The sequence below is a fragment of the uncultured Amaricoccus sp. genome (genome assembly GCF_937858865.1).
GTDB lineage: Bacteria > Pseudomonadota > Alphaproteobacteria > Rhodobacterales > Rhodobacteraceae > Amaricoccus.
Genome location: NZ_CALLYO010000570.1, coordinates 1 through 3,295 on the forward strand (window position 1 = coordinate 1; position 3,295 = coordinate 3,295).

Annotated in this window: 2 protein-coding genes and 1 pseudogene; 1 reads left to right on the forward strand and 2 read right to left on the reverse strand. The window is 73.3% G+C overall.

Annotation, left to right across the window (positions count from 1 at the left end):
* The coding region (rnr, locus tag Q0112_RS16835) for a ribonuclease R (protein WP_297977147.1) at positions 1-2,229 on the reverse strand (2,229 nt) is incomplete at its 3' end.
* Positions 2,230-2,531: 302 nt separating this feature from the next.
* Here rnr and Q0112_RS16840 point away from each other — a divergent pair.
* The gene (locus Q0112_RS16840; RefSeq protein ID WP_297977148.1) at positions 2,532-2,969 is read left to right on the forward strand and encodes a universal stress protein; all 438 of its coding nucleotides are present in this window, start codon (positions 2,532-2,534) and stop codon (positions 2,967-2,969) included.
* 75 nt (positions 2,970-3,044) lie between these two features.
* Here the strand turns inward: Q0112_RS16840 and Q0112_RS16845 are convergent.
* A pseudogene (locus Q0112_RS16845) lies at positions 3,045-3,295 on the reverse strand (MBL fold metallo-hydrolase); the annotation flags it as partial.

A 3,295-nucleotide genomic window follows, 5' to 3' on the forward strand; every position in this document is an offset into this window, starting at 1 on the left:
ATCGGCGCGGCGGAGGTGGCGGCTCTTGGCGAGCTTGCGGCGGGGGGAGGTGCCGGCGCGGCGGGGGGGCGTGGGCATGCGGCGGCCGTCGATCTCGAGGAGCTCGAAGAGGAGGCCGCCGGTGATCGGGGCGGCTTCGACCAGGCGGACGGTGACGCGCTGGCCGAGGCCGATGGTGCGGTGGCTGCGCTCGCCGGTCAGGGTCTGGCTGTCGGCGTCGTAGCGGAAGTATTCGGTGCCGAGCGAGGAGATCGGGACGAGGCCGTCGGCGCCGGTCTCGTCGAGCTTCACGAAGAGGCCGAAGCGGGCGACGCCGGAGGTGGTGCCCTCGAACTCGGCGCCGACGCGGTCGGCGAGCCAGGCGGCGAGGTAGCGGTCGGTGGTGTCGCGCTCGGCCATCATCGAGCGGCGCTCGGTCATCGAGATATGCTCGCCGGTCTCGGGGAGCTGCTCCTCCTCGGCGTGGGTGAGGCCGTCGGTCCGCCAGTCGCCCCAGCGGTGGGCGCGGATCAGGGCGCGGTGGACGACGAGGTCGGCGTAGCGGCGGATCGGCGAGGTGAAGTGGCCGTAGCGGGGGAGGTTGAGGCCGAAGTGGCCGAAGTTCTCCGGCGCGTAGTAGGCCTGGGTCATGGCGCGGAGGACGGAGATGTTGATCATCTCGGCGTGCTCGGTGCCGGCGACGCCGTCGAGGAGGCGGTTGAGCTGGGCGGTCTTGAGGACCTGGCCCTTGGCGAGTGTCAGGCCGACGCTGTCGACGATGGCGCGGAGGGCCTCGAGCTTTTCCGGGCTGGGCTCCTCGTGGACGCGGTAGAGGAGACGGATCTTCTTCGCCTCGAGCGTCTCGGCGGCGGCGACGTTGGCGAGGATCATGAAGTCCTCGATCAGGCGGTGGGCGTCGTAGCGCTCGCGGAAGGCGACGGAGAGGACCTTTCCCTCGTCGGAGAGGACGATGCGGCGCTCGGGGAGGTCGAGGTTGAGCGGCTGGCGGAGGTCGCGGGCGCGGTGGGCCGCGGTCCAGGCGTTCCAGAGCGGGCGGATGACGGTATCGAGCAGGGGTTCGGTGGCCGCGTCCGGGTTGCCGTCGGCGGCGGCCTGGGTCTGGGAGTAGGTGAGGGTGGCGGCGGAGCGGATGAGGGCGCGGGTGAAGCGGTGGGTGCGGACGTGGCCGCCCTCGTCGAGGATGAGGCGGACGGCGATGGCGGGGCGGTCGGCGCCGTCGACGAGCGAGCAGAGGTCGGCGGAGAGCGCCTCGGGCAGCATCGGGACGACGCGGTCGGGGAAGTAGGTGGAGTTGCCGCGGCGGCGGGCCTCGCGGTCGAGGGCGGAGCCGGGGGTGACGTAGGCGGCGACGTCGGCGATGGCGACCCAGACGACGTGGCCGCCGGGGTTCTTCGGGTCGTCGTCGGGCTGGGCGAGGACGGCGTCGTCGTGGTCGCGGGCATCGGCGGGGTCGATGGTGACGAAGGGGAGGGCGCGGAGGTCCTCGCGCTCGCCGAGGGGGAGGGGTTTGGCGGCGATGGCCTCGGCGAGGGCGGTCTCGGGGAACTCGTCGGGGATGCCGTGCTCGTGGATGGCGATGAGGGAGATCGACTTGGGCGCCGAGGGGTCGCCGAGGCGGGCGGTGATGCGGGCGCGGGGGAGGCCGTGGGTGCGGCGGTCGAGCTCCTCGGCCTCGACGAGCTCGCCCTCGCGGGCGCCGGCGCGGTCGCCGGGGGCGACCGACCAGTCGCGGTCGGTGCGCTTGTCGATCGAGGCGATGCGGGCGCCGGTCTCGCCCTCGTGGTAGATGCCGATGACGCGGCGGGGGCCCATGCCGATGCGGCGGATGATGCGGGCGGCGAGCGGGGCCTCGGGGTCGTCGAGGGGGACGAGGCGGCCGAGCAGGCGGTCGCCGGCGCCGAGCGCGGGGTCGTCGCGGCGGGTGAGGACGAGGACGCGCGGGGCGGGGGCCTCGGCCTCCCATTCGAGCGGCTCGGCCCAGAGGTCGCCCTGCCGGTCGGGGCCGGTGACGCGGAGGACGAGGACGGGGGGAAGCGTGCCTTCGGGGCGGTGGCGGCGGCGCTTCTTCTCGAGGAGGCCGGAGGCGGCCATCTCGGAGAGGAGGCGGCGGAGCTCGACCTTGGCGGCGCCCTTGAGGCCGAAGGCGCGGGCGATGTCGCGCCGGGCGGTCTGGGTCGGGTTCTCGCGCAGGAAGTCGAGGATCTGCTCGGGCGTGGGGAGGCGTTCCATGCCGGCGCAGGTAGCACGCGGCGGAGAGGGCGGCACGGGGAAAATCGCGGGGAGCGTGCCCGGGCACGGCCGGGCACGCGTGCCCGGGATGCAGGTATTTGAAATCACGCAGTTATTTTGGCGTCTATACGTTGTATTACGCTTTGGCACGCCGCGGCGAGGGGGCTGGGGGCGGTGCGGGGGGGCGGGCGGCATTCCGCGGCATCCGCGTCGTTCCCACCCCGCGACACGGGTGCTAAGAGTGTAGGCCTTGCCCGCTGGCCGAACGGGGATGCGGGGAGTGGAGGAGCGGAGGAGGCGACATGTTCCAGCACATCCTGCTGCCGACCGAAGGGTCGGCGCTGGCGACTTCGGCGGTGGCGCGGGGGATCGAGCTCGCGGCCAAGTTCGGGGCGAAGATCACGGTCCTGACCATCATCGAGCGGTTCCACGTGATGACCCTCGACGCGACCGAGCTCGCGAACTCGCTCACCGACTACAACCGCCATGCGGCCGAGCATGCGGCGAGGGTGCTGGGCGAGGTGGAGGCGAAGGCGAAGGCGGCCGGGGTCGAGATCGCCTCGGTGGTTCGCACCGGCGAGAGCCCCTGGGAGGAGATCGACAAGGTCGCGGTCGAGGTGGGCGCCGACCTGATCGTCATGGCGCCGCACGGCCGGCGCGGGCCGGCCGGGCTGATGCTCGGCAGCCAGACCGCGCAGGTGGTGGCGCGGTCGAAGGTGTCGGTGCTCGTCCTGCGCTGAGGCCGCAGGGCGCGCGCGCCCGCCGGTCAGCCACGGTCAGCCACGGTCAGCCACGGTCGGGCGCGGGCGCGGGACTCAGGTCGGGTACCAGTCGGCGCGGGCGACCCTGGTGGGGGCGCCCGCCTCGGCGAGGAGGCGGGTGAAGACGTCGACGTCGCTCTCGCCGTAGTGGTAGGGGTAGACCACCGCCGGGGCGAAGGCGGCGACGGCGGGGGCGGCTTCCTCGACCGACATGGTATAGGGCAGGTTCATCGGGACGAAGGCGACGTCGATCGCCTCGAGCGCGCGCATCTCGGGGATGCCCTCGGTGTCGCCGGCGATGTAGA